The organism is Eubacterium maltosivorans (assembly GCF_002441855.2).
In the GTDB taxonomy this organism is placed as follows: domain Bacteria; phylum Bacillota; class Clostridia; order Eubacteriales; family Eubacteriaceae; genus Eubacterium; species Eubacterium maltosivorans.
Genome location: NZ_CP029487.1, coordinates 4078663 through 4105099, shown reverse-complemented (window position 1 = coordinate 4105099; position 26437 = coordinate 4078663). Strand labels below are relative to the sequence as shown.

25 protein-coding genes are annotated in these 26437 nt (G+C 47.0%); 2 read left to right on the top strand and 23 right to left on the bottom strand.

The features are described 5' to 3' along the window. Positions 1-11 precede the first annotated feature (11 nt). Together CPZ25_RS19050 and aspS are read right to left on the bottom strand one after the other, a co-directional pair. Positions 12-461 (bottom strand): SoxR reducing system RseC family protein, encoded by a 450-nt coding sequence (locus CPZ25_RS19050; RefSeq protein ID WP_096920785.1) that lies wholly within the window; start codon positions 459-461, stop codon positions 12-14. A gap of 63 nt (positions 462-524) precedes the next feature. Beyond that, a complete protein-coding gene (gene aspS / locus CPZ25_RS19045) occupies positions 525-2300 on the bottom strand; it encodes an aspartate--tRNA ligase (protein WP_013381769.1) in 1776 nt (591 codons plus the stop codon). A gap of 208 nt (positions 2301-2508) precedes the next feature. Between aspS and CPZ25_RS19040 the strand changes: the two genes are divergently transcribed. Both CPZ25_RS19040 and CPZ25_RS19035 read left to right on the top strand, forming a co-directional pair. Next, positions 2509-3165 (top strand): Crp/Fnr family transcriptional regulator, encoded by a 657-nt coding sequence (locus CPZ25_RS19040; protein ID WP_013381770.1) that lies wholly within the window; start codon positions 2509-2511, stop codon positions 3163-3165. A 157-nt stretch (positions 3166-3322) separates the two neighbouring features. Continuing rightward, positions 3323-4702: a uroporphyrinogen decarboxylase family protein gene (locus tag CPZ25_RS19035; protein WP_096920786.1), complete on the top strand. Its 1380-nt coding sequence runs from the start codon at positions 3323-3325 to the stop codon at positions 4700-4702. Positions 4703-4820: 118 nt separating this feature from the next. Here the strand turns inward: CPZ25_RS19035 and CPZ25_RS19030 are convergent, their stop codons facing one another. The 21 genes from CPZ25_RS19030 to lon all read right to left on the bottom strand — a co-directional run bounded on the left by CPZ25_RS19030 (position 4821) and on the right by lon (position 26422). Further along, the gene (locus tag CPZ25_RS19030) at positions 4821-5786 is read right to left on the bottom strand and encodes an IS3 family transposase (RefSeq protein WP_138721014.1); all 966 of its coding nucleotides are present in this window, start codon (positions 5784-5786) and stop codon (positions 4821-4823) included. Further along, entirely contained in the window at positions 5783-6463 is a 681-nt protein-coding gene (locus CPZ25_RS19025; RefSeq protein WP_138721013.1) for a helix-turn-helix domain-containing protein, read from the bottom strand. The genes CPZ25_RS19030 and CPZ25_RS19025 overlap by 4 nt, the downstream gene beginning before the upstream one ends. Positions 6464-6564: 101 nt before the next feature. Then, on the bottom strand, positions 6565-6816 hold the full coding sequence (locus CPZ25_RS19020) for a TfoX/Sxy family protein (protein ID WP_096918909.1): 252 nt from the start codon (positions 6814-6816) through the stop codon (positions 6565-6567). Between the two features lie 2 nt (positions 6817-6818). After that, the gene (locus CPZ25_RS19015) at positions 6819-7637 is read right to left on the bottom strand and encodes a nitroreductase family protein (RefSeq protein WP_096918910.1); all 819 of its coding nucleotides are present in this window, start codon (positions 7635-7637) and stop codon (positions 6819-6821) included. 100 nt (positions 7638-7737) lie between these two features. Continuing rightward, positions 7738-8445: a hypothetical protein gene (locus CPZ25_RS19010; protein ID WP_096918911.1), complete on the bottom strand. Its 708-nt coding sequence runs from the start codon at positions 8443-8445 to the stop codon at positions 7738-7740. Next, positions 8442-9116 (bottom strand): ABC transporter permease family protein, encoded by a 675-nt coding sequence (locus CPZ25_RS19005; protein ID WP_096918912.1) that lies wholly within the window; start codon positions 9114-9116, stop codon positions 8442-8444. Before CPZ25_RS19005 ends, CPZ25_RS19010 begins: the two co-directional genes overlap by 4 nt. Beyond that, a complete protein-coding gene (locus tag CPZ25_RS19000) occupies positions 9113-9958 on the bottom strand; it encodes an ABC transporter ATP-binding protein (RefSeq protein ID WP_096918913.1) in 846 nt (281 codons plus the stop codon). The genes CPZ25_RS19005 and CPZ25_RS19000 overlap by 4 nt, the downstream gene beginning before the upstream one ends. Beyond that, entirely contained in the window at positions 9955-10554 is a 600-nt protein-coding gene (locus CPZ25_RS18995; protein WP_074616690.1) for a TetR/AcrR family transcriptional regulator, read from the bottom strand. The genes CPZ25_RS19000 and CPZ25_RS18995 overlap by 4 nt, the downstream gene beginning before the upstream one ends. A gap of 124 nt (positions 10555-10678) precedes the next feature. Then, entirely contained in the window at positions 10679-11119 is a 441-nt protein-coding gene (locus CPZ25_RS18990; protein ID WP_167495271.1) for a GNAT family N-acetyltransferase, read from the bottom strand. Between the two features lie 26 nt (positions 11120-11145). Further along, positions 11146-12591: a coproporphyrinogen dehydrogenase HemZ gene (gene hemZ / locus CPZ25_RS18985; protein ID WP_096918915.1), complete on the bottom strand. Its 1446-nt coding sequence runs from the start codon at positions 12589-12591 to the stop codon at positions 11146-11148. Positions 12592-12594: 3 nt separating this feature from the next. Beyond that, complete coding sequence (locus CPZ25_RS18980) at positions 12595-13224, bottom strand: MBL fold metallo-hydrolase (RefSeq protein WP_083337039.1); 630 nt, start codon at positions 13222-13224, stop codon at positions 12595-12597. An 11-nt stretch (positions 13225-13235) separates the two neighbouring features. Then, positions 13236-13688, bottom strand: coding sequence for a D-aminoacyl-tRNA deacylase (gene dtd / locus CPZ25_RS18975; protein ID WP_074616688.1), 453 nt, complete (start codon positions 13686-13688; stop codon positions 13236-13238). 8 nt (positions 13689-13696) lie between these two features. Beyond that, positions 13697-15874: a RelA/SpoT family protein gene (locus tag CPZ25_RS18970; RefSeq protein ID WP_096918916.1), complete on the bottom strand. Its 2178-nt coding sequence runs from the start codon at positions 15872-15874 to the stop codon at positions 13697-13699. Between the two features lie 84 nt (positions 15875-15958). After that, the gene (locus tag CPZ25_RS18965) at positions 15959-16477 is read right to left on the bottom strand and encodes an adenine phosphoribosyltransferase (RefSeq protein ID WP_058695377.1); all 519 of its coding nucleotides are present in this window, start codon (positions 16475-16477) and stop codon (positions 15959-15961) included. A 26-nt stretch (positions 16478-16503) separates the two neighbouring features. Then, positions 16504-18576: a single-stranded-DNA-specific exonuclease RecJ gene (gene recJ, locus CPZ25_RS18960; protein WP_096918917.1), complete on the bottom strand. Its 2073-nt coding sequence runs from the start codon at positions 18574-18576 to the stop codon at positions 16504-16506. A gap of 63 nt (positions 18577-18639) precedes the next feature. Then, the gene (gene secF, locus CPZ25_RS18955; RefSeq protein WP_058695379.1) at positions 18640-19584 is read right to left on the bottom strand and encodes a protein translocase subunit SecF; all 945 of its coding nucleotides are present in this window, start codon (positions 19582-19584) and stop codon (positions 18640-18642) included. 14 nt (positions 19585-19598) lie between these two features. Continuing rightward, positions 19599-20858: a protein translocase subunit SecD gene (secD, locus tag CPZ25_RS18950; protein WP_058695380.1), complete on the bottom strand. Its 1260-nt coding sequence runs from the start codon at positions 20856-20858 to the stop codon at positions 19599-19601. Positions 20859-20892: 34 nt separating this feature from the next. Next, positions 20893-22377, bottom strand: coding sequence for a glutamate--tRNA ligase (gltX, locus tag CPZ25_RS18945; RefSeq protein ID WP_096918918.1), 1485 nt, complete (start codon positions 22375-22377; stop codon positions 20893-20895). Positions 22378-22445: 68 nt separating this feature from the next. After that, positions 22446-23393 (bottom strand): tRNA epoxyqueuosine(34) reductase QueG, encoded by a 948-nt coding sequence (gene queG, locus CPZ25_RS18940; protein ID WP_074616683.1) that lies wholly within the window; start codon positions 23391-23393, stop codon positions 22446-22448. 66 nt (positions 23394-23459) lie between these two features. Next, positions 23460-24041 (bottom strand): ribosome biogenesis GTP-binding protein YihA/YsxC, encoded by a 582-nt coding sequence (gene yihA / locus CPZ25_RS18935; protein WP_074616682.1) that lies wholly within the window; start codon positions 24039-24041, stop codon positions 23460-23462. Further along, positions 24038-26422: an endopeptidase La gene (gene lon, locus CPZ25_RS18930; protein ID WP_207670833.1), complete on the bottom strand. Its 2385-nt coding sequence runs from the start codon at positions 26420-26422 to the stop codon at positions 24038-24040. The genes yihA and lon overlap by 4 nt, the downstream gene beginning before the upstream one ends. Between the last annotated feature and the right edge of the window lie 15 nt (positions 26423-26437).

Genomic DNA, 26437 nt, shown 5'->3' with positions numbered 1-26437 from the left:
ATTTTTATCGTCTATTTACTTTCCGGCGGCAATTCCTGTGCTTCGGCTTCGATCTCTGTGATCACCGGCTCATATTTGGAGTTAAACTTTCCTTTTTTATCGAAAACACGGATGACCAGATAAGAGATAACCGTCAGCAGTATACCGGTAAAAAAGGGAACGAGTACCAAATCCAGAGTCAGGGCAACAGCGGCAAAATAGCCGGCCGCACAGCCCACAACAAAGGCGATAAGAGGGATACCGTACATAATTGAGGTCGCCTTGATAACATTGGCAAACTCCATTTCCACAGATACAGTGTCGCCCACCTGAGCGCCAGCTGCATTTCTGGCCGTAGCTTCCATGGTCATTTTTTCTTTACCGACCTGGCAGGCTCCGCAATCGCCGCAGGCGGCATGGCGCTTAATCAGTACCTTTGCATTCTTTCCCTTTAGTTCTTCAACGATTCCAATTTCTTTCATCGTATATCACTTCCTTATATGGTTGCTTTTTCCCTTTTATACCCTGTCCGGCATTCTTAAAACTTACAGTATTTCGTCGATGCTGATGCCCAGATCGATGAGCTGGTCAAGCTGCGCTTCGGCCGGCGCATCGGTCATCAGGCAGCTGTGGTTTTGTGTTTTCGGGAACGCAATAACGTCACGGATATTATCGATATCCATGAGCATCATGATGAGGCGGTCTAGACCAAAAGCCAGTCCTCCGTGCGGTGGTGTGCCATACTTCAGTGCTTCCAGCAGGAACCCGAACTGCTTCCAGGCGTCCTCCATGGTAAACCCAAGGGCCTTGAACATTTTTTCCTGTACATCCTGATTATGGATACGGATAGAACCACCTCCCAGTTCAACGCCGTTTACGACCATGTCGTATGCATCAGCGTGTACCTGCGACGGATCGGTTTCCAGAAGCGGCAGATCTTTATCCAGCGGCGCGGTAAACGGATGGTGCTTGGCTACATAACGCCCTGCCTCCGCATCGTACTCGAGCAGCGGAAAATCAATAACCCAGAGGAAATTGAACTTACCGCTCAGGTCAAACTCAAGCTTCTTAGCCAGTTCCAAACGCAGCTGGCCAAGGGCAGTACAGACAATCTCATCCGTATCAGCCACAATGAAGATCATATCGCCAGGCTCTGCGTCCATACGTTCAAAGATCGCATTTTTTTCTTCTTCAGAAATAAACTTGAGAATCGGCGATTTCATTTCTCCATCGGATACGTCGATCCAGGCCAGCCCCTTTGCCTTATAAATAGCTGCAAATTTTTCAAGGTTTTTAATGGTCTTTTTGCTAAGTCTGCCCTGGGCATCCTTCGCGTTAATGGCACGGACAGAGCCACCCTTTTTAACGGCGCCTGAAAATACTTTAAATTCGCTGTTTTCAACAATATCAGAAATATTTGTGAGCTCCATGCCAAAGCGCGTATCCGGCTTATCTGAACCGAAACGGTCCATTGCTTCCTGATAAGTCATTCGGATAAACGGAGTTTCCAGTTCAATACCTCGGACTTCTCTGAAAATTTTAGCAATCATGTTTTCCATGATGGGGAGAATATCGTCTTTTGTGATAAAGGACATTTCCATGTCGATCTGGGTGAACTCTGGCTGACGGTCCTGACGGAGGTCCTCGTCACGGAAGCATTTTGCAACCTGATAGTAACGGTCTACACCCGAAATCATCAGGATCTGCTTAAAGAGCTGCGGACTCTGGGGCAGTCCGAAAAATTTTCCCTTCTGAACGCGGGAGGGTACCAGAAAGTCACGGGCGCCTTCTGGAGTCGGTTTACCTAAAATTGGTGTTTCAATTTCCAGAAAACCTTCGTCGTTTAAAAAGTTACGGGCAATACTGGCCACCTGGGCTCTGGTTTTCAACATTTTCTGGTTTTTAGGCTTACGAAGGTCTAAATAGCGGTATTTCAGCCGGACCGCCTCGTTGCTCTTATCATCGTCCTCCACATAAATTGGCGGAGTATCGGCAGTATCGAGAATGGTCAGGCTTTTAACCATAACCTCAATTTCACCAGTTGCCATTTTGGGGTTGACGTTTTCTGCGTCGCGGTTAACAACTTCCCCTTCAATACAAAGCACATATTCATTACGTACCTTTTCGGCTTCTGCAAAGGCATTTGCGCTGACTTCTTCATTGACGACCAGCTGTACCTTGCCGCTGCGGTCTCTTAAATCAATGAAAAGAACCCCTCCAAGATTTCTTCTGGTGTCTGTCCAGCCGCATAATTTGACGGTCTGTCCTACAAATTCCGTATTCAGTTCGCCGCAGAGGGCGTTTCTATAGGTGGTTTTCATCTTTCCTCCTGTTATGTTATCTATGCGTATTTTAACTTTTTCATATCTTATTATTATATAAAAGGCGTCCCCTTTATGTCAAGTGTCTGGGGAGTTTTTCTGGGCTTTATCCAATATCTTTACACAGCGGGATAAAAGAGTGATATTAAGCAATTATGAATAAAGGCATGCTATACTAATTTAAATCAAGATTCGAGAGGAACTTTCAATGCATCTGCAATATTATTTTGGCGATGACTTCAAACAATTTGAAGACTATCTTTTGTCCATAGAGCACACGGTTTTTGAATGTACAAAGGACACGCCGCTCAGCGGTGTGGGCGCGCCGCTGGACAAAGAGTATTATGTTCTGGAGGGCATGATCCGAACCTCCTTTATACATGAAAGCGGTCATATCAAGGCTTTTGCTTTTTACGGACCTTATACATTCGCGCCCCTCTACTATCCCGGTGACTATAAGATCGAAAGCTCTCTTATCTTTACCGCCGCCACAGATCTTAAGGCTTTGGCCTTTGACCGAAAACTTCTGGGGCGCTATCTTAATGAAAATCCCGCGCTTAATCAGGCCATGTACGATGCCTATATGCGGCTGGTGGTGCTGCTTATTGAGGATAACATCAATCAGCTTTTTTCAACAGGACTTGAAAAAATTTCGCATTTCCTGTACAGCGCTGTCACCAACAGCGGCAATCCTGTGGTCCTGATATCTCAGGACGATCTGGCCAACTTTGTGGGCATGAACCGGGCCAATGTGGCTAAATATCTGAAGCAGCTGCGCGAGGAGGAAATTATTGAAACAGCCAGAAACCGGATCATCGTAAAAAACGCCAAAAAGCTACAGGACTACAGCCAATACATCGGCTAAACCTTTTATTTTTCCTTAAAAATATATTATTTTAATGTTTTTTTGGCTGTTATGTCTTTTAAAAGATATACAGTCTTTTTTATTGTGCTATAATTGGTACATATTTGAAAACGTTACAGGCCTGTTTTTCAAACGAATATAAGTGAGGTGTTTTTCAATGAGTGATAACAAGAAACTACAGGAAAATAGGATCAAAAATTTCCATGATTTTTATAACAACCGGATTCCAGATCATGTGCCTACCGGCTATATGATCTCTCACTATCTGGTAGCAGAATACGGCGGACAGAATCTTTTTGACTATCAGTACGATTACGGACGTCTGCGCGAGCCTGCGCTAGCACTGGATAAACGAATTATCTCAGATGTGACTCCTATTCTTCCGTGCAGCCAGGTGCTTAACCGTCCGGCAGAATTTTACCAGATCCTGGGCTCTCAGTCTTTTGTAATGGGAAAGAACGGAGTCGTCCAGCACCCTGAGGTTGTCGGTATGCAGTCTGACGAGTACCGTGCCTTGATTGACGATCCCTTTACCTTTTTAATGGAGACTGTTATCCCACGCCAGTATAAAAATCTTGATCCCTGTGACGGATTTAAAACCGCCACAACGATTATGAAGGCTCAGTCCAGCCTGGATAAATCAATCAACGCTTCACTGCCCTGGTTCATGGAAATCACAGAACAGGGCGGACACTATCCCGGCGCTCCCGCCGGCTCTTCCGGCATGACAGAAGCCCCCTTTGATTTTATTGCCGACCAGCTCAGAAGCTTCAGCGGTGTGAGTATGGACATACGCCGCCACCGCAGCGAGCTTAAGGAAGCCTGCGAAGCCCTGCTGCCTGTACTGTTTGAATGGGGACGTCCTCCGGTTCCAAACGCAGAAGGCTCTGTCTTTATTCCACTTCATATGCCAACCTTCATGCGCGAAAAGGATTTTCTTGATCTGTGGCTGCCAACCTTTAAAACCATGATCGAGCAGTACGCAGCTCTTGGCGTACGCTGCAATATTTTCTGTGAGGATGACTGGACACGCTACCTGGACGTATTGCAGGATTTCCCTGCCGGAACACAGATGTGGTTTGAATTCGGCGATCCTCAGCTGATTAAGGATAAACTGGGCGACAAGATGATTATCCAGGGACTTTTCCCTGTTTCTGCCCTTCGCGGCACCAAAGAGGAAGTCGTAAGCAAAGCCAGGGAGCTGCTCGACATTATGATGCCAAGCGGCGGCTATTATTTCCACTTTGATAAAAACCCATTCCTTCTGAACGAAGTCAACATTGATAACTGGACTGCCTTATCCGAAACAGTCGCGAAATACGGTGTCTACAAAAATGCCGGAGAATCCTGCGGCACACCGCTGAATGCAGAAGGCTTTGTCTTTGACCCAGGTAAATTCAGACCAATCGAGTCTAGATATCTGACTACCTGGGAGGCTTTTAAAACTGAAAACCCACTGGTTCCTGAAATTGCTAAAGGAAACCTGGCACAGCTCAACAGCGAGCTGATCAATTTTTTTATGTACCTTCTCGTCTAAGACGAGAAGGAGCCGCGAGACGAAGTGATCAGCCCCTTGTCAAGTAGACAAGTAAAATATCTAAAATAAGACGATAGGTATCCGCCATATCAGAACACAGATATGGCGGATATTTATGTTATGCACACCATTTGGCTTTGTAGGCTTCTAGCCGTTTGTTTTCAGAAATCGGGTACTGAATAGCTGCTTCTGAAGCCAGTGCCTCCCGCCTTACCTCAGATGGTGTTTTACAATGAAATCTGTCCTGTGGTCTTTCATTGGCATAAAATTTCATATATCCATGGATGGCAGAATACAGGGAGCCTTCGTCGGTGATCTTATACATACAGTACATTTCAGACTTGATAATTCCCCACAAGCCTTCTGTGGGTCCATTATCAATACAGTGTCCGACACGTGACATGGATTGAGCCATTCCCTGTTCTTGAAGCTTTGTCTGGAATACCTTGCTCGTATACTGATAGCCTCTGTCGCTGTGAAAGAGTGGTCTGGCTTCCGGATTCTGTTCCACTGCTTTGTCATATGTATCAAATACAAGCTTGTTGTCATTTCTCCAGCTGATAACATAAGCTACTGGATAACGGTCATAAAGGTCAAATATGGCGCTGAGATACAACTTCTTTCCGGTTTCGGGAATTTTAAATTCTGTTATATCCCTAGCCCATTTTTCATTAGGTTTTCCTGCATTGAAATCTCTTTTGAGCTTATTTTCAGCAGTAGCTTCCGGCTTGGAAGAATGGTATGTTTTCTTCTTTTTTCTAATAACAGAATGTATTCCAAGTTTCTTCATAATCCTATGAATCCGGTTCTTGCTATAGTTCGTATGATTGAAATGGTTTATCCAACTTGTCATTCTCCGGTAGCCTAAGATGCGGCAAAAACGTTCATCGTACTCTTTTATCAATTCTGCCAGCTTTAAATTCTCTGCCTCCCGTTCAGGAACTGAGCGGTGCAGCCATTTGTAATAAGCTGCGCGTGAAATTTCCAACTGTCTGCACATCCAGTTGATGCTCCATTGTTTTTTTTCAATAAAATATTGAATCGCCATATATTTCGATTCGAAGCGTTGTTTTCCAAATCTCACATCCTTTCGAATTCTTTCGCTTTTTTTAACAGTTCCACTGCCATATCCTTTTCTTCAAGCTGGCTTTTGAGCCGTATATTTTCTCGGCGCAGCCGTTCCAGTTCATCCACTTCGTCATCTGCTTTATGGTGCCCGCGCCGATCAACCAAACCAGTTTCACCATTAGCATCATATTTTTTCACCCAGGAGTAAACCTGGCTGTATGAAACATCAAACAAAGAAGCGGTTTCTTTGTAATCTCTATCATGGACAATGCAGTATTTAACAATTGCTTCTCGTTCTTCCAAAGTTGTTTTTCTCCGTGCTTCTGCCATATAGACCTCCCTCTTAGGATTATAATCCTTAAGCTTTCTATTGGCATTATACAACGAAACCCAATGCAACAAAACATCTGCTGTACTAATTTTGTGTTTTGCGGCAAGTTCAACTGCGGAGCCTTTTCCAGAAAGATACTCTTCAACCACCATTGTTTTGAATTCTGCTGTATAAGATTTATTACCTGCCGAACACAAGAGTCCCTCTGCTCCTTGCTCTTGATACTGCCGTACCCATCGTTTAAAGCACCCCGGTGCTGACTTATATCCTAACTCATGGGCTTTTTCTTCCAAGGAAAAAAGCCCATTCAGATATCCCTCCACAATATTCAATTTTTCTTCAGATGTATATTTTCTATACATAAAATCCCCCCTAAGTAGATTTTGGTTATTTACCTTGTCTACTTAAGGGGGATCATATCAAAAGTCCCGCGGCTCTTATTTTTATATTTTAAACAGATACCCTAAAGGCTGTTAAACCAATCCTTAAGCTCCTGTTTTACCTCATCGGGCAAATCATACTTCCGAACGCCCTGAATCGCGCCTTCCAGTCCCATAAGCTTATGCAGACAGGAGTTGGGATCATTCTGCTTTAATCTTAAAAAAGCTTCCTTCGTTCCCGCTGCCCGTAGCTTTTCCGGGGTATCAATTCCGACTGCCTCCAGTTCTCCAGCAACCACTTTTCCAATATTCGGCAGCTTTTCCAATTGTGACATCGTTACACTTCCTTTCTCATCCAAGACATGGTATAGAATCCATTTTCAGGTGTATGTACAACGGCGTCCGGCATGACTTTCAGCTCTCCGGCAATACCAAGCTCCTGACAGGCCAGATCAAAATGGCACAGGGCAATACCAAGATCAATACGGTTCATGCTGCGCGGCGCCATACGGTAAAAGTGCGCGCCCTCAGGTGCAATGAGCACCCGCCACGGCTGGCAGTTTCTTGAGGATGGGGCCAGACGCACCATTTCAAGGGGAATGCCAAATTCACCTGCGCTTTTTAAGGTGAGCGGAATATTCCAGTTGTCTGTAAAAAAGATAGTCTCAAACGGCTTCCTGGAGCGCTGCTTGGTTACCCTGCTCATGGTTTTGGAAACCATGGACGGTTTGGCAGACGCCTGACCGACCGGCGATACAATGGGCAGCATTTCGTCTGCCTTCAGCTGAACTGCATCGGCAAAGGCACCTTTGTTAAAGGTTCCGCCGATCCAGCAGGTTCCCAATCCCAGCTGCGTGCTTTTAAGCACAACTTTTTCAAAGGCATATCCAACGGCTTCCTCCGCAAAATCACTCCGGTCACAGCATACAGCAAAAAATGCCTGCGCGTTTTTAATGACCCCATAGGTACCAAGTCGGTGGTTACCGGGGTATTCACCGCTTTTAATTAATTCTACTCTTATTCGTGCATCAAAGGGATGCTCTATGTGCCGCAGATAGTCCTGAAGCTGCCCTTCTGCTGCGTGGTGCATGGGACGCTTGCTATAGCTGCGTATTGAACGGCGGGCTTTCATTGCCTCAATTACCGATTTTTTCATCCTTACCACCTCTCCCTGGTATTCATCTTATCTGTGATGCCAAGTATTGCTCTTAGGATACCACCAAACAGGGAAAATTTCAAGTTTTTGGGCTCCTGTTCTAGGTCAGCTTTAATGAAAAACGGCGCCACAACACAAAAAACCAGAGGACAGATGTCCCTGAAAACAGAAGAATAGCACCAAAGCCTGGCGTTATGGCCCACTGAGCAATCCAGAAAGATGGCAATAAGCCAAAAACATATTTCCCGCTTCCTTTGAGCACAAAAGGGATTACCATACCAAACAGTATCAGACCCGAAAGCTTGCTGATTGCCATACCCTCCACTTTGTTGGAGGCGAGACTGATAATGAGCATGGCTGTCAGCATTCCCAAAACTGCAGACTGCAGGGACAGACCGGCCGTTATAAGGGCTGAATCAACCGAGAGCCTGAAAGCCGTTAGAACGCAAAAAGATACCAGCCCGGAAAGCACAGCGGGAAAAAACAGCCGTGACGCCAGATATCCTTTTTTACCGATTGGTGTAACGCAGAGATAGACACTCATATGACTGTCAGCTTCGGTCAGAATAACCATAGCCGATACAAAGCAAAGCATGTAAGGAGTGATCCCGGAAAGGAACAGATCCAGCAATAAATAATAGGGCCCAAGACCAAAGCCAAACCATTTTATAAACAATGGCTCCATCGCCGGAATCCCAAACTGGAAAAAAGCTCCGCAGAGCAGCGGGGCTGCGCAAACCATAACCAGCATCTTGTCCGCTGCGATCTGGCGAATAAAGTAACAAAACGAACGGTTCAGTGCTCTCATAACGTCACACCTCCAAGATGTCTGGTCATCTTTATATAAGCGGTTCGCGCCGCAAAAAATGCCATTGCCAGCCACAAAAGCAGGCTGAGAGCCGTCCAGTGAACACTGCCGCTTATGAGCTGATAAACCGCCACACCAGGGTGCAGACCGAGCAGCCAGGGCTGGTAACCAGCTACCCATAAAATCGCAGGGCCAAAAATCAGCAGCTCAACAGGAACCGTTACCAGTATAAACTGATTAAGCGTAGAAATTCTGGCGCCTGCCGTCAGGCCCACCATACTGAAAAGCATCGCGCCTGTAAATGTGCCGATACATAGAAGAGGCAGGCTCGGGCTGCCGCCTACCACACCCAGCACAGCCGCGGCCAAGGTGCCGATCAGTGACAGCGATAATGCCTTTGAAACAATATACTCCTCTGAGCGAACCGGTGAAACAGCCAGGGATTCCAGCACACGCTGGCTCCTTTCCAGAAGAATGACCGCACCCATAAAGAACAGCCCCAGCGCCGCAGGGTCAGAAAAAATAATTAATGCAGTGCCAGGCACCTTCCAATCCGGAGGCATTATAGACAACACGCCCGCATAGATCACAGTCAGAATCAGGTATAATCCATAAAAGCCGTATTTCCATTGCTGGCAGATGTCACCTTTTAAAAGACCTGCGATTCTCATTGCAGCGCCCTCCCTGTCATTTCAATAAAAATATCGTTGAGAGTCGGCTCACTGCTGTGTATAGACAGCAGGCGGTTGTTGCTGATCAGCCAGGCAAGCAAAATATCCTCGGACAGTGCCTCGAGAGGGCAGGATACACTTTTCTCCCCACCGTCCATATAAGAATAGGTAACTCTCGCAGCGCCTTTTGACATAATCAGACGGTGCGGCGTATCCACTGCTTTCATCTCGCCATCGACGATAAATGCGACTCGGTCGCAAAGCTCTGTGGCATCCTCCATATTGTGGGTCGTCAGTATAATCGCTTTTCCCTGACTACGCTGCTCTCTGATCAGATTCTTCATACGGTTGCTGCTCACCGGGTCGAGGCCGCTTGTAGGTTCATCTAAAAACAGAATATCTGGATTATGACGGATAGCTTTGACGAAATTCAGGCGTGACTTCATCCCTTTTGAAAAAGCCGATACTTTTTTATCCCCGTCCTTTTCCAGCCCAACACTTTCTAAAAGCTTCTCAATCGGCAGCAGCGGACCTCTATAAAGAGAGCCAAAAAAGGCAAGGTTCTCACGTGCGGTCATTTTTTCATAAAAACTTGGAAACTCAAAATCCACCCCGATCTGCTCATAAAAGCTGTTGCCGTGATTCCGAACCTCTTTCCCGCTGACCACGGCGCTGCCGCTATAGCCGGGCAGAATACCAGTCAGGATTTTCTGCAGTGTGCTTTTCCCTGCGCCGGACGGCCCTAAAAAACCAAAAATCTCGCCTCTATCCACCTCAAAGCTGATTGACCTGATAAAGGGGACCTGCGTATAGCTAAAGCTTAGATTTTCTGCTTTAATCATTTTTTCTCCTCAAAAAGCTGAATTGACACACCGCGCAGCAGCATTTTCAGCACATCGTCAAACATTGGGGCGCCAATCTCTCTTTTATGCAGCAGCAGTAAAAATACTGCTCTTAAAGCGGCACTAAACAGCTCGAGATTTTTTCCCTCCGCTTCTGGCAGCATAGCTGCCAGCTGTTGGACGCTGAAATCATCCTGGGCCTGGTGCGCTGCTACCACTTCGTCGGGCAGCCTGCGCATGAGCAGTTCCAGATCGCCACTCACAATCATTGGCACAAGGACACTGTCGTCCGCCATTTTACAAAACCGAAAAAGCAGATCTGTCAATGCGTCTGGAGTCATATCGCCCTTCAATGCTCCAGCTGCTTTTAGAACCTCTGCCTGTACAGTATCGTGAAAGTCCATTATAACCTCAAAGAAAAGCATTTCCTTAGAAGGATAAAACAAATAAAAGGTACCTTTGGGAATGTTGACCCGTTGCACTAGCTCATCGACTGATGTCTTGCGCATTCCATACTGCTTAATGCATAAAACAGCTTCCTCATGAAGCCTTTTGCGGATATAAGCCCGCTCCTGATCTGAATAAGGCCTTGGCATTTTTAACCCTCTTTTTCTATTTGACTATTTTTATTTTATTAGTCAAATAGTACCACTTATACTCGCCTGTGTCAAGAGAATAAAAAAGACCTGCCGCTTTTACCTGGGGCAGATCGTATAATATTTACAGCTCTTTATGCGTCATCAGCCACTCATCTACATCAGAATAGCCAAGGCTTTTATAAAACTCGTGGGTTTCTGGTGCTCTCAGGGTCATTAGAATAATTTCCTCCACACCGTTCTTTTTTACATGCTCGGTCATTTCATCCAGAAGGCGGGTACCAATGCCCTTTCCCTTATGCTTGACATCTACACAGAACTCCTTAATTTGGAAGGCCATTTTAGTATCCTCGTACTCATAGTCACCCAAAATCATTCCGACGATGTACTCATGGTCATCGAGAGCTACCATGGCACTGGCACTGTTGTTGGAAAGCATAAGCTCCAGGCGTTTTTCCGCGCGCTCAGGCGTCCAGCAGTCCTTCCAGGGTGGTGTATTAAAGGCCTGGGAAAAAAGCTTTGAGGCTTCCTTCAAGTGTTTTTCTGTCATTTCAATAAAAATCATATTTATCACTTCCATTTTTATTTGTTTTATACCCTATCATTGAAAAAAGCTTCATACTGCGCCATCTTTTTTCCCATGATATTTTCTGTGCGCTCGTTGTAGGTCTTAACGTCTTTTACAGTAAAAATACGGTCAAAACGATCGGTCTCCGGTACGTAAAGCTTACCGGAAGAACCCGCTCCAATACCGATAATGGACTGCTTTTCGGCCATCATGAGGATATTGTAAATGCCTTCTTTTCCCTCCAGACAGTAGCCAATATTTTCACCATTTCCCTGTGTGTATTTCTGACGGTACAGATAATAAGGCCGATACCCTTTGCGTCCCAGTTCCTTTTGAATATCGGCACAGAAAACCTTTGAATAAGGATTTTCTACCTGTCGGCCAGTGGCTGTTTTTATGGCGGAGCCTTTTTTGACAGCCAGACAATGTATTGTGATATTTTCAGGTCGCAAAGCGATGACCTGATCCAATGAGCTCATAAAGGTCTCTTCACTTTCGCGGTTCAGGCCTAAAATCAAATCCATATTTACACTCTCAAAACCCACATGGCGGATAGTGTCATATGCCTCTAAAATAGCCTGAGGCGGATAATTTCGGTTTACCGCCGTCAGTGTATCTGCATTCATGGTCTGAGGATTAAGACAGACTCGATCTACACCGTGTGCTTTGAGTATTTCCAGTTTCCGGCGGTTTGTGGTTTCGGGCCGTCCGGCTTCAAAGGTGTATTCTCTGAGACAGCGCAGATCTAACGCCTCATCAAGAGCTGTCAACAATGTTTCCAGCTGTGTCTCATCCAAAATAGAGGGCGTTCCGCCGCCGATATACAGGGTATCGGCCACAATGCCTTTTTCTTTAAGATAATGCCCGGTCAGACGCACCTCATACAGCAGATTTTCCAGGTACTCTGCCACAATAGTCCGTTTTTTATCCGCAACGGTTGAGATAAAGGAGCAGTAGGCACATTTGGCAATGCACAGAGGAATTCCTACATATACGCTCACCTTCTTACGGCTCAGAGGATAAATAATCCCCATCTCTCTCTGAGCGATGCCAGTTATCAGCTCAATTTTACCTTCTGAGGCCTGGTATTTTTCCATCAGGTTCTGTTTTACCTGTATGGGTGACAACCCTTCTTTTAACAAGTTATGGGCCATTTTGACCGGCTTGATGCCAGTCATTGTTCCCCAGTCCAGAGTATGCCCGAATAATTCACACAGAAATAGATAAAGAAACCCTTTGAAGGATTGTTTATCCAGGGGTTTCTTTTGATAGTCATATTCTTTTTGCAGAACCACTTCGCCTTTTTCCACCGCTGTGAGCACCAGTGCCTCTCCGCTAAAATCTACGTCGATACGGTTCTCGAGCACCTCGTTAAAAACAACAGGAATCTCGGGCCTGAACTGCTGGTACAGCTCAAAGCAGGGATATTCATAAAGGCGGTCTGCCAGTGTAAAACTTAGTTTCTCCAAGGGTTAACCTCTGGCGATAAAAGGATTCCGCGCTCTCTCGTAGGCGATATCTGTATTTTCTCCATGACCTGGCAGTACGGTCATATCGTCATCGTAGGTCATGAGGCGGGTTAATGACTTCATCATATCTTCATAGCTTCCGCCTGGAAAATCGGTTCTTCCAATAGAGCCTTCAAACAGAGTATCTCCTGAAAAGATCACATCCTCGCCCACAAAGCAACAGCTCCCTACAGTGTGCCCCGGTGTATGAATAGTGGTCAGCTTAATATTCGGGCCGATTTCCACTTCATCCCCGTCATGAAGCAATACATCTGCCGGCCCGGGATTCATAGGCTGCCCTACCATAGTAGACAAATTTTTACCTGCCGACGTCAACGCATCTGCATCATCCGCATAAATATAGACCTTTGCTCCAGTCTGAGCTTTGGTTTTTTCCAGGCCGCCTATATGGTCAAAATGACCGTGAGTCAACAGAATTTTATCAACCGTTAAACCATGTTTTTCCACGGTTTCCATAATGCGGTCATCCTCAAAGCCCGGATCGATAATAACCGCGTCCTTTGTGTCCTCATCCCAGGCGATATAGCAGTTGGAGGCCATTGGACCTACCACTAATTTTACTATTTTCATCATAATTAATTCTCCTAAAACTGTTTTTCGCTGTCCAGCAAAAGGGTTACCGGACCGTCGTTGACAATGGATACCTCCATTTCTGCCTGAAACTCTCCAGTCTCTATTTTGGCGACTGGTTCCTTCCTCAGCTTTTCCAGAAAGAGCTCATACTTGGCCTTTGCCGCGTCCACAGGACCGCTTTTGGAAAAGCTCGGCCTGCGCCCTTTGCGGCAGTCGCCATAAAGGGTAAACTGCGAGACAACCAGCAGCTCGCCCCCCACGTCCATAAGCGAGAGGTTCATCTTTCCCTCATCATCCTCAAATACGCGCAGGTTTACGGTCTTCTGGATAATATAGTCCATATCCTTTTCTGTGTCGTCTTCCTTTATACCCAACAAGAGGTTAAAGCCACGGCCAATGGAGCCGATCACCTGGTCACCCACCTTGACTTCAGATGCTTTTACACGTTGAATAACTGCTCTCATATTCGCTCCTATACACGGTGAATACTGATAATTTCCGGTATTTTATTTAGATTTTTAATGAGGAGATTAAGTTCTCTCCTTGTCTTTACCTCAAAGGTCGCGGAGAAATAGTCGAACTCGCCCTTCTCATTTCTGGCGGTTAAGGCTGTCAGCGGGATATTCATCTCAAGGAAAATCTTAGAGATTTCAATAAGCAGACCCTGTTTTTCGCGGGCCTTAATCTGAATTTCAGCCGTAAAGCTGCCGCCAATGCCAAACTTGTTCCACTCAACATCGACAATACGGCTGGGATCTGTCATTCCCAGCACGTTAGGGCAATCGGTCCGGTGCACTGAGATCCCTCTGCCAACTGTTATATACCCCACAATTTTGTCTCCCGGCACAGGGTTACAGCATTTGGAAAAACGCACGTCGATTTCGTTGTGTCCTGCCACGATAACGCTGCTGTTAGATTTCTTGAGCTTAGCAGTCTTTTTAATAACCACTTCTTCCTCGGGCTCTGGGAACTCCCTGGGGAAAAGCATCCGCATTTTCTGCAAAACGGTGCCTATTTTCACACCGCTGTAGCCAATGGCAGCATAAAAATCGCTGAGGGTCTTATAACCCATTTTATCGCTGACCACTTCCAGCTCACTTGTGTTCAGAAGCTTTGTGTCCTGAAGGCCTTCGCGCTTGATTTCACGCTCCAGCATGGTCTTACCCTTGGCAATATTTTCTTCTTTTTCTTCTTTTTTAAAATACTGCCGTATTTTATTGCGGGCATGGGCACTCTTGGTAAAGTTGAGCCAGTCACGGCTTGGACCGTTTGAATTTTTGGAGGTCATAATCTCCACAATGTCCCCATTGTTCAGTGTATAATTAAGGGGGACAATTTTACCGTTAACCTTGGCGCCGACGCAGGAATTCCCCACGTCGCTGTGGATGCGATAGGCGAAATCCAGCGGACAGGAGCCCATTGGCAGCTCAACCACCTTGCCCTGCGGCGTAAATACATAGACCTCCTCATTGAGCAGGTCTACCTTGATGGTTTCCACCAGGTCGTTGGCGTTATCCAGCTCCTTCTGCCACTCAAGAATCTGGCGGAGCCAAGACATCTTATTTTCATACCGAAGCTCCTTGTTGCTGCTGTCGGTGATACCTTCTTTGTATTTCCAGTGCGCAGCAATCCCATACTCTGCTGTTTCATGCATTTCCTTGGTCCGGATCTGGATCTCGAAAGGATCGCCGTTTGGCCCGATAACCGTTGTATGAATCGACTGGTACATATTGGGTTTCGGCATTGCAATATAGTCCTTAAAGCGTCCGGGAATAGGCTTCCACTGAGTATGGACAATCCCCAAAACACCGTAGCAGTCCTTTACGCTATCCACAATTACACGCACGGCGATAAGGTCATAGATCTCGTCAAAGTTACGGTTCTGAGCCTTCATTTTCCTGTAGATGGAGTAAAAATGCTTAGAGCGGCCATAAATTTTTGCTTCGATGCCTACTTCATCAATTTTTTTCTCCAAAATCTTAATGACCTTATTGATATATTCCTCGCGCGACTGCTTTTTCATCTTGACCTTTTTTACAAGGTCGTAGTAGCCGTCAGGGTCCAGATATTTCAGGGCAAGGTCTTCAAGCTCTGCCTTGATGGTCTGTATCCCCAGACGGTTGGCAATGGGTGCATATATATCCAGCGTTTCTCTGGATTTTTCAATCTGCTTGGACTCTTTCATATACTCCAGAGTCCGCATGTTGTGCAGACGGTCCACAAGCTTGATCAGAATAACGCGTATGTCCTTGGACATTGCGAGAACCATTTTGCGGAGGTTCTCAGCCTGGCTTTCTTCCTTTGACTGATACTCAATCTTACCGATTTTTGTAACGCCCTCAACCAAGTCAGCTACCTGCTCGTTGAACATCTCCTTAATATCATCGTAAGTATACGAGGTGTCCTCGATCACATCGTGCAAAATGGCAGCAACTATGGTTTCCGTATCCATCTTATACTCTGCTAAAATATACGCAACCGAAACAGGATGGATGATATAGGCCTCGCCTGACAGACGCTTCTGGTCCTTATGGGCCCCGTCCGCCAAGTGGTACGCCTTTAAAATCATTTCAGTCTCTGCATCCGGATTGTTCTTTTTCACAAGTTCGATTAAGCTATCAATTTTATGTTCTATTGCTTCGTTCGCCATAGTTCTGCCCACCTTTATTTCTATAAGTGCCTACACTGGATAAAGAATGACCGAAGCTAAAAAGCCCCGGTCATTCTCAGCGTTTTATACCGGATACTGTACTAAGCTGGATACAAAATAATCTTTGAGATTTTCCCGACCCTTCAGCTCAGTCAGTTCTATTAAAAACAATGCGCCGCAGACTTCGCCGCCGAGCTTTTCTACCAGGTCGATCGCTGCCTTCATGGTTCCGCCTGTTGCCAGCAGGTCGTCAATAATAACCACACGGTCCCCTGGCTTGATGGCGTTTTTCTGAATTTCAACGGTGTTGGTGCCGTATTCAAGGTCATATTCCTCTGCCACCACCTCGCCTGGCAGCTTTCCGGGCTTGCGCACCGGAACCAGTCCCACGTTCAGGAGATAGGCCAGCGGCGTGCCGAAAATGTAGCCTCTTGCCTCTGGAATACAAACCAGATTAACGTCCAGCGCCTTGGCAATTTTATAAAATTCGTCAATAACAAATCTAAATGCCTCCGGATCGCGGATCAGGCTGTTAATATCCTTAAAACTGATTCCTTCCTTTGGAAAACCCTCAAAAATATCGATTTTGCTTTTAATATCCATTTCGTATCCTTCTCTTTTCTTATTAATCATTCATGATCAAGATATGTTCTTAATTTTACCATTAACGGCGCCTTTTGAATATCTTTTTTTCCATTTGACGCAAGAATTTCACAAAAAACCACACCCTTTTTAAGGCGGAAGCGGATAAGCTCTGACTCCTGAAGAATATTCAGGCCTGCCAACAGCTTAAAGACATTGAGTGTCTCAAATTTCCGAACGATCTGATCAACTGCTGCTCCTTTTAATTGCACCTGGCGCATCAGGGTATAGATCAGCTTCATATCCTCCCGTGTGAGGTTCATGGCTTCACGGTCAAGGGCTGTCAATCCAAGCTCCGGCAGTTCTGCCGCCGGCGCTTTTTTAATCTGCTCAACCAGATCGTAAGCAGACTGATTGTGGTAAAAAGGCGACCGTTTAATATCTTTTAATAATAATTGTACGCTTTTTTTGTCTCGAAAGCAATTAATTTCTGGTTTACATAGGATAGAAAATTGACCATCCATTCCATCGTCGAGAGCTGAGCCCATTCCAAAGCCCACGCAGCGGTAGGGCGGTACCGAAAACATGAGATGTGTTTTATCACTTCCCATTTTCCTGGCATCCTGCGGCTTCAACCCCTCCATTAAAAATACCGGTCCAGGATTTCCCACGCCGTAGGGTTCAAACTGATCCAGCTCCTCGACCAGGGCCTCACTCACATCGCCTATTCCCATAACACTGTCATAATACATTGTCTTGGTCAAAAGACGGTCGATTCCTTTCTCTGCCGCATAGACATTGACCTTTTCAGCAAATGCGGAAATGTCTTCTTCCAGAATACTCAGTCCTGCCGCCTGCTCATGTCCCCCAAAAGTTGTAAAAAACTCTGAGCAGCTCTGGAGTGCCTCAAAAATATTAAAGCCCTCCACACTCCGGCAGGAGCCCTTGCCCATTCCCTTTTCATCAATACCGATAACAACAACAGGGTGGTACCAGATTTCCTGAAGCTTGCTGGCTACAATACCGATAACACCGGGATGCCAGCCGTCCCCAGCCACTACCATAATGCCCTGCTCGTCAAGACGCTGCTGTTCTACCTGCGCTTTGGCCAGCTCTAGAATTTCCTGCTCAATGTCCTGTCGTTTTCGGTTTTCCATGCTCAGGTATGCCGCGATTTCTGAAGCCTGGGCTTCCTCCTCTGTCAGATAGAGCTCGACCACCTTACCAGCCTCACCCAGACGGCCTGCTGCATTGATCTTCGGCGCTATGACAAATCCAATATTTCCGGCATTTACCCGCTTAAGCTCACTGACCTCTATCAGGGCCTGAATCCCCAAATTGGCTGGACTGGTGTTCAGATAATCAATGCCTAGAGAGGCGATGATACGGTTCTCACTTTTCAAAGGAACAATATCGGCCACAGTGGCAATAGCGGCACACTCGATATATTCCTGCAAGTCCGTGTCCAGTTCCAATACGCAGTCCAAAGCCATCACCATCTTCAGCGCAATACCTGCGCCGCAGAGCTCTGAAAAGGGATAATCTGAGTCCTCCCGCTTCGCGTCCACAACCGCCAGTGCCCTGGGGACTTCTCCCTGACACTCGTGGTGGTCCGTGACAATCACATCAATCCCCTGTTCATTACAGAACTCCACCTGCTCATGGGCGGCAATGCCATTGTCCACACTTACGATCAGGCTGGCGCCTGCCTCTATGACTGCCTCAAGCGCAGGGATATTCATGCCATATCCCTCCTTCAGACGGTTCGGTATCCGGTAAAAGGCTTCGATTCCAATGGCTTTAAAATAGCGCATCAGAATAGCGACAGCCGTGGTACCGTCCGCATCATAATCACCGTAAATGCAGACTTTTTCCCCATGCTCTCTGGCCGCAAGCAGCCGGTGCACAGCCTTCTGCATGTCTGGCAGTCCAAAGGGATCATAAAAATCCGAGAAGTCCGGGTCCAGATAGGCCATGGCCTTATCCGCAGTGTCATATCCCCGCTTAACCAGCAGTCTGGCTGACAGAGGCGTTAGGCCACATTCCTCCATCAGCTCCCCGACTGCCTCAGGACTGGCTTCTGTTTTACTTTTTCGTTCTTTCCAAATTGTGTTTACCATATGTTTCCTCTATATAAAGAAACCGGCTGCTCAACCGTGCAGCCGGCTTCTGGTTTCTTACGCTTATACCTGCGGCTGTTTATTTCTACCCTTGTTGGTATTTGAAACCGCTCTTTTCTTATTCTTTTTATTGCTTTTGGAGTTGGGGAATCGTTTCTGAAACTGTACCCACAATGGACTGGCTACAAATATTGATGAGTAGCAGCCGCTGACGATCCCGACAATCAACGGCAGGGCAAAACTTCTGATGGCCTCAACACCAAAGATATACAGGGCCAGAATAGCCAGAAGTGTTGTCACAACAGTGTTGATGCTTCGCTTCAGGGTCTGTGAGACACTCACGTTAACCAGCTCGTTAATGTCGCGCATGCCAATACGCGTTTCATTTTCACGGATACGGTCAAACACAACGATGGTATCATTGATGGAGTACCCCAAAATGGTCAGAATGGCCGCAATAAAGGGCGCGTTAACCTGAATCTGGAACAGAGCGTAAACCCCGATAACAATGGTAATATCGTAAAGCAGCGCAATGATGGCTGAGAGTCCGAAATAGAACTCGAACCGGAAGGTAATATAGATCAGCATAAGCAGAACCGCTACAGCCGATGCGATGACTGCATTGCGCGCTGTCTCAGAGCCAACTGTGGCTGTGACCGTATCAACTGAGATCAGGTCACTATCCTGAAGGCTGTATTTATCTTTAAACTGATTAAACAGCTCCTTGCGCTGATCAGTGTCAAGGCTTTCCTTGGTACTGATAACAATACGGTCCTGTTCGTCACCTGCGTATGTTATTTCGGCACTCTTGTCATACTGGTCTGTAATCTGACGTGCGTCATCGGTATTGAACTGTGTATGCAGATCAATGGTGACAATGGTACCGCCTACAAAATCGATCCCAAAATTCAAACCTCTTACAAGCAGGGAACCTACGCTGATAAGAACCAGAACGATTGCGATGCTGAACCAGATTTTACTTTTTTCAACTAGTTTTAATGTCTTCATCCTTCTGCTCCCTCCTAGATCCCGTAGAACTTGCCGCTACCGAACAGATGTGTACCAATGACCAGCTTGGTCAGATGCTTGGTAATAATAACGGCTGTCAGTAAGCTCACAATAATACCGAGAATCAGCGTTACGGCAAAGCCCTGAACGCTGCCGCTGCCCATAAAGAACAGTACAAATCCCGCAATCAGTGTCGTGACGTTGGAGTCGATAATCGTGCCCATGGCCCGTTTAAAGCCAGCGTCAATGGCGGCATTGATGGATTTTCCTGAGCGTGACTCGTCTTTAATACGTTCAAAAATAATGACATTGGCATCGACAGCCATCCCCACGGAAAGAATAATACCGGCAATCCCCGGCAGGGTCAGTGTAACATTGGCAAAAACCATCAAAATCAAATCAAGCATAATATAGATAATCAGAGCCAGGTCTGCAATAAAGCCAAGCCCTCTGTACATAACAAGCATAAACAGCAGAACAGCCGCAATACCAATGGCGCCGGCGATCAGACTCTGATTCAGGGAATCCTGGCCAAGGGTCGGCCCGATGGTTGTTACTTCGATTGGGCTCAGCTTAACTGGCAGCGCGCCGCCGCGGATGAGCTCAGCCAGATTTCCGGCCTCTTCCATATCTGCCATCCCCTCGATAACGGCCTCGCCATTGGTAATCGCCACGTTAACCTTTGGACTGCTGATAACTTCCTCATCAAGCTTGATAGATATCTGCTGGTTCAGGTATTTTTGTGTCGCGTCGGCAAAAAGCTGAGTGCCTTCGTCGTTAAATTTCAGGGTAACAACAGCTTCTTCCAAGCCGCTGCTCGATTTCTGCTGGACTGCTTTGGAATCCACAACGTCCTTACCGGTCAGAATGACCTCGCCGTCCGGGCCCACAAATTCCAGCTGGGCGGTTTTACCGATCATATCCAGAGCCTGCTGCTGGTCCTGTACCGACGGGATGGACACACGTATACGGTCTTCACCCTGTTTCGAAACCTGGGCTTCGCTGACGCCCATAGAGTCCACACGTTTTTTTATGGCAGCTACGGTACTGTCCATTTTTTCAGACGTAATACCGCTGTCGTCTGTCGCTTCAGCCTGAAGTACAACATTTACCCCACCGGTCAGGTCCAGCCCATAGTGCACATGGTCCCCGATTTTTCCAATATCATAAATTCCCACGCTGAGGCCATGAAACAGAGTGTAGCCACAAAACGCAAGAATCGCAATAAAAATAACCAGTGTGATGGTCTTTTTTGTATTAACCTTTTCTTTCACACACTTTCCTCCTCTACTTAACCATTAGACACTTCTAATGGATCATGCTGCGCATTCTGTCAAGACGCAGTAACAGCTCTTCCTTGCCAAGTACATCCATAATCAGTGTTAGATCCGGTCCGTGCATCTCACCGGTCAACATGATGCGGGTAGGCATGTAAAGCATTTTTCCTTTAATTTTTTCTGCTTTGTGTTCCTTCTGTATTTCCTTTAGAATCGCCTTGGCGCGTTCGGTATCCACCACGTCGCTCTCGGTAATCTTTTCGACTAATGCATTAAAGAGCACCGGAACCGTTTCTTCCTTTAGAATGTCGAGGCTTTCCGAATCTGTAATCTCAAAATTACGGTCGAAAAGCATTTTGGTTTCTTCTGGAACCTGCGCAAAGTAGTTGAGACGCTCACGCATAAGCTCACCAACCTTTTCAAGCCACGGCATGCGTTTTTCCACATCCGACTCTGTGATATAGCCCGCATTCAGCAGATATGGGATCATACGCGCTGTCAGCTCCTCGATGGGCAGCTCCTTGATGTAGTGAGCATTCATCCAATCCAGCTTTGCCCGGTCAAACACTGCGCCGGATTTATTGATTCTGGACAGGTCAAAGACTTCAATCAGCTCGTCCATTGAAAAGATTTCCTGCTCGTTTTCAGGACTCCAGCCTAAAAGAGCCAGAAAGTTGATCAGAGCTTCCGGAAGATAACCCTTTTTCAGAAAATCACCGACGGACACATCGCCCTGGCGTTTGCTGAGTTTTTTATGGTCGTCATTCAGGATATTAGATAAGTGAACGTACTGAGGCTGTTCCCAGCCAAAGCATTCATACAGATACACATGCTTGGGTGTGGAGGGCAGCCATTCCTCGCCTCGGATAACATGGGTAATACCCATAAGGTGGTCGTCGATGACAACGGCAAAATGGTAGGTCGGAAAACCGTCGGTTTTAATTAGCACCTGATCATCCAGATCGTTGGTGTTGATCTCAATCCTGCCGCGGACTGCATCGTCAAAGGCGACGACGTGGTCTTCCGGCAGCTTCAGGCGGATAACATAGGGTTCGCCCGCTGCGACACGTGCCTCCACTTCCTCTTTTGGCAGATTGCGGCAATGTCCGTCATAGCGCGGTGTTTCACCAGCTGCCTTCTGCTTCTCACGCACCTCGTCCAGACGCTCCTTTGTACAGAAGCAGTAATAGGCCTGCCCGTTTTCCAGAAGCTGATCGATGTACTTTTTATAAATATCCAGACGCTCAGACTGGATATAAGGGCCGCAGTCGCCTCTCTGGACAATTTTACCATCTTCCTCAAAAAGGCCTTCATCCGGTACCACCCCGGTTACCATCAGGGCATTAAGCAGATTCTCCACCGCGCCTTCTTCGTAGCGGGTGCGGTCCGTATCTTCAAGACGCAGCAAAAACTGTCCGTTATTCTTTTTGGCAAACAAATAATTGTATAAGGCGGTTCGCAAGCTGCCCACATGCACGTTGCCAGTGGGGCTTGGAGCAAAACGATCTCTAATCATTCAATTCTCCTTCTAACTGATATCGATAATCATGGTTCTATAATTATTACACGCTAACTATTATAGCATTAATTCTTGTCTTTAGCATGATTTTTTAGGTTATTTTTAATAATTCTTGCGTTTCGGGAAAGGACGTCTTTCCCGCGCCAGGCGGCAGCTGTTTTTCCAAACTTTTTTTCAAAATCCGGTTCGCTGATCGCTTCGGTTTCATCCAGCCCTGGATAAACGCTTTCCGGTTCTACACCCGGCCAGTCCACCCTGCACTCTAAGCTCCTTTTATTCCAGGGACAGGCCCGCTGGCAGTCGTCACAGCCGTATAGGTAAACGTCGCCCAGGAGCCTTTCTTCCTCTGCTGTCAGCTTCTTCTTCTGGGTCAGATAGGAAACACATTTTTCCGGCTCCAGCGTATATCCCTCTCCCAGGGCCTGGTTTGGGCAGGCCATAAGACAGCGTTGGCAGGCGCCACAGCGGCTTTTAAGCGGCTTGACAGGGTCGAAATTAATGGAACGATTTATCAGTATCTGGCCGATAAAAAAGAAACTGCCATATTCTGGATGGATGAGGGTATTGTTTTTGCCGAAAAAGCCCAAACCAGCCCGCCAGGCTGTGGCCCTGTCCAGAAGGCGGCTGTTGTCCACATAGGTCCGGCATGCGAGGGACGGCTCCGCTTCTTTCAACAGCGCCATAAGGCTGTCCATTTTTTCTGTAACCACCTCATGATAGTCCTGTCCCCAGGCTACCGACGCGATTTTTCCTCGGTCGGCGTCATCCTCTGGCTCTGGCAGCTCCGCAGAGTAAGGCACACCGATAACGATGATCCCCTTTACTTCTGGAAAAGCCTGAGCGTAGTCAATACGCCTGGCCGGCGGCGTGCGCTCAAAGCTCGTGACTCTGCCCTGCTTCCTGCGTTTTTCCAGTGGCTCCAGCCACTCTGTCAAAGGGTGTGGCTCTGCAAAGCCAATCATCTTTATTCCAGCCGCTCTGGCGGCTTCTCTGATGTTTTTTTCCTTGAGCATTTTTTTCCTCTGGCTGCTAAAATAAAAAGCAGGCTTATTATCTGCAAGCCTGCTTTATTTGAAAATTTACAGCCGTTCTTCAATTACTTCCCAGGCTTCGTCTTTTCCCATCTTAGTGGCTGCTGAAAACAGAATAACGTCACTCCGCTTTCTTGGCCGCAGCGTATTGAAAATGTTATCGACCGCCTTTTTCTGCCGTACCTTTGAAATCTTATCGGCCTTTGTCGCAATGATCACCGGATCGAGGCCGTAATAGGTCAGCCAGTCGTACATAAGCCGGTCATCCTCAGTGGGTTCGTGTCGGCTGTCTACCAGCAGAAAAACCAGCACCATGTTCTCACGCTTCTGAAGATATTCCTCAATCATAACGCCCCATTTTTCACGTTCCTTTTTAGAAACTTTGGCATAGCCATAGCCTGGCATGTCCACAAAATAGAAAGCATCATTGATCTTGTAAAAGTTCATGGTCTGTGTTTTTCCAGGCTGGGAGCTGGTACGGGCCAGCCCCTTTCTCTGGATCAGTGTGTTGATAAAAGAGGATTTACCGACATTAGAGCGCCCCAGCAGGACGATTTCCGGCAGTTTATCCTCAGGATATTGGGATTGCTGGACCGCGCTGATGACGATCTCGGCTTGGGTTACTTTCATTTGAGCTCCTCAAATACAATTTTTGTAACTTCTTCCATTTTGCTGACTGGATGGATATTGAGGGCTTCCAGTACCATATCCGGTACTTCCTCGAGATCCTTCTGGTTTTCCTTTGGCAGGATAATCTCCTTAATGCCTGCACGGTGAGCCGCGGTCAGCTTTTCGCGCAGTCCACCGATAGGCAGCACGCGGCCTCTTAGCGTGATTTCACCTGTCATAGCCAGATTCTGAGGCACTGGCCTACCTGTAAGAGCGGATATGAGTGCCGTGGTCATCGTAATACCCGCTGACGGGCCGTCTTTCGGCACTGCGCCCTCAGGCACATGCAGATGGATATCGTTCTTTTCATAGAAATCCTCGGCAATACCCAGCTCAGATATCTTGGAACGGATATAGCTGATGGCTGCCTTTGCGGATTCCTGCATAACATCGCCAAGCTGGCCGGTAATGACGATCTTGCCAGTTCCCTTGACAACAACCACTTCAATCTGAAGGGTTTCGCCGCCCACAGAGGTCCAGGCGAGTCCGTTGACCAGGCCTACCTCTTTGACATTGTTCATAGTGTCAAAGGAGTAACGTTCCATGCCCAGGAATTTATCCAGATTCTTCTGGGTAACGGAAACGCTCTGCTTGCCGTTTTCCACAATTTCCTTGGCTGCCACACGGCACACACGGGCAATCTGGCGTTCCAGCTCACGGACACCGGACTCGCGGGTATAGTAGCTGATAATATTCTGCAGTGCCTTCTGGCTGATCTTACAGCTGCTGGCCCTTAATCCATGGATTTCCAGCTGCTTTGGAATCAGATAGCGTTTGGCAATTTCCAGTTTTTCTGTTTCCACATAACCGTTGACCTCGATGATCTCCATGCGGTCAAGCAGCGGTCTCGGAATAGTGGAAAGAGAGTTGGCTGTGGTCAGGAACATAACATGGGACAGATCAAAGGGAAGCTCCAGATAATTATCTGTAAAGGTACTATTCTGTTCCGGGTCCAACACCTCCAGGAGGGCGGACGCCGGGTCCCCCCGAAAATCCTGGCTGAGCTTGTCAATTTCATCCAGCAGGAACAGTGGATTCATGGCTTCTGCCTGTTTCAGATGGTAGATAATGCGGCCTGGAATCGCGCCCACATAAGTTCTTCGGTGTCCCCGAATCTCTGCCTCGTCGCGCATCCCGCCTAAGGACATCCGCACATAAGGGCGGTTCAATGCCCGCGCAATGGACTTGGCAATGGAGGTTTTACCAACCCCCGGCGGTCCCACAAGGCATAAAATCGGTGATTTCAGAGATTTTGACAGCTGGAGTACAGAAATGTATTCCAAAATACGTTCCTTGACCTTTTCCAATGCGTAATGATCATGATCAAGGATCTTTCTCGCTTCCACAACGTTGAGGGTTTCCTCTGTCATAATGTTCCAGGGCAGGTCGAGAACCCACTCGATATAGCTTTCAATCACGCCGGCCTCTGAAGACCCTGCCGGGATTTTATTCAGGCGGTTAATCTCATTGGTAACTTTCTCCCGGACCTCATCACTGACTTCAAGGGCTTCCAGGCGCTCACGGTAATCCTCAATCTCGTCGATGACGTCGCCCTCGCCAAGCTCTTCCTGAATAACCTTGATCTGTTCTCTGAGAACATATTCACGCTGGTTTTTATCCAGCTCTGATTTCACCTTAGCGTCAATATTCTGTTCAATGCGCAGCATTTCCAGCTCGCTGACCAGCACCTCATAGGTAATCATCAGGCGTTTTTCCACATCAGTCTCCTGAAGAATTCGCTGAGCATCCTTGCTTTCCAGCACCAGGTTGGCGCAGATCAGGTCAATAAGATTATCCGGATTGTCCACAAGGTCCAATGAGGCCAGCAGGTCTGTCGCCATTTTACGGGTCATGGTCATATAGGTCGCAAAGGCCGAACGGATCATGCGGATAAGCGCCTGATTTTCCTTGGTATCGTAATAAATACTCTGGACTGGCTCATAGAGCACTTCAAAAAAAGGCTCGTATTGAAGGTACTCGATAATTTTCGCCCGCTCCTGAACCTCTACGAGAATTCTGGCCAGGTTATCTGGCATTTTTAGCATCTGCTTAACCTTAGCTACACAGCCAACACTGTAGATGTCTTCCGGTTCCGGGTCTTCGATTTTTATATCCTTCTGTTCGGTCAGAAATACAATCTGATCCCTTGTCATGGCCGTTTCAAGAGCCTGAATGGATTTATCCCTGCCGATGTCGAAATGAACCACCATTCCCGGAAACACGCTCATACCGCGCATGGGAATCATGGGCAGGCCCTTCTGCTCATCCTTGATCTCTTCGGACATGCCTACAGGGTTCTGGATATGATTATTTAAAGTCATTTCATCATTCTCAATGTTCATTTTATTGCTCCTTTC